Genomic DNA, 1,006 nt, shown 5'->3' with positions numbered 1-1,006 from the left:
GCTGGAGCACCTGTAGGCGCGAGCTTGCTCGCGAATGCATCGGCCTCAAATCTGGCCTATGTGATCTACACCTCCGGTTCCACCGGTAAGCCCAAAGGGGTGATGAACGAGCACGCTGCGGTGGTCAACCGTCTGCTGTGGATGCAGGACGCCTATGGCCTGACGGCGCAAGACCGGATCTTGCAAAAGACCCCGTTCAGCTTCGACGTCTCGGTGTGGGAGTTCTTCTGGCCGTTGATCACTGGCGCGCAACTGGTCATGGCCAAGCCGGAGGGCCATAAAGACCCGGCCTATTTGAAACGGATCATCGATCAGCAGCAGATCACCACCCTGCATTTCGTGCCCTCGATGCTGGAGGTGTTCCTGGCCCATGGCGAGGCGGGCGATTGCACGTCGCTCAAGCGCGTGGTGTGCAGCGGTGAAGCCCTGCCGGGCCACCTGGTGCGGCGCTTCAAGACGCTGTTGCCGCACAGCGAACTGCACAACCTGTATGGCCCCACCGAAGCAGCAGTGGACGTCACCGCCTGGGATTGCGCCGGGCCGCTGGAGCAGACCCCGGACAACACGCCGATCGGCCAGCCGATTGCCAATACCCGCATGTACATCCTCGACAGCCAGCAACAACCGGTGCCACTGGGTGTGGTCGGTGAGCTGTACATCGGTGGCGTGCAGGTGGCGCGCGGTTACCTGAACCGCCCGGAGCTGAATGCCGAGCGTTTCCTCAATGACCCGTTTGTTGACGGCCGCATGTACCGTACCGGCGACGTCGCACGCTATCTGGCCGATGGCACCATCGAATATCTGGGGCGTAATGACGACCAGGTGAAGATCCGTGGTCTGCGGATCGAGCTGGGCGAGATTCAGTCACGCCTGACCGATCAGTCTGAAATTAATGAAGCAGTCGTGGTTGCCCGCGAAGACGTGCCGGGCGACAAGCGTCTGGTGGCGTACTACACCGCTGCCCATGCCCTGGAAATCGCCACCTTGAGGGCGCACCTGCTGGCAA

At 61.8% G+C, this 1,006-nt stretch carries 1 protein-coding gene; it reads left to right on the top strand.

Features of this window, described 5'->3' with window-relative positions:
* The coding region (locus tag NRB16_RS28740) for an amino acid adenylation domain-containing protein (protein ID WP_257107544.1) at nt 1–1,006 on the top strand (1,006 nt) is incomplete at both ends.

This window comes from Pseudomonas sp. LJDD11, assembly GCF_024584215.1.
GTDB lineage: Bacteria > Pseudomonadota > Gammaproteobacteria > Pseudomonadales > Pseudomonadaceae > Aquipseudomonas.
The sequence above is the reverse complement of the archived record's forward strand: the minus strand, read 5'-3'. Positions and strand labels throughout refer to the sequence as shown.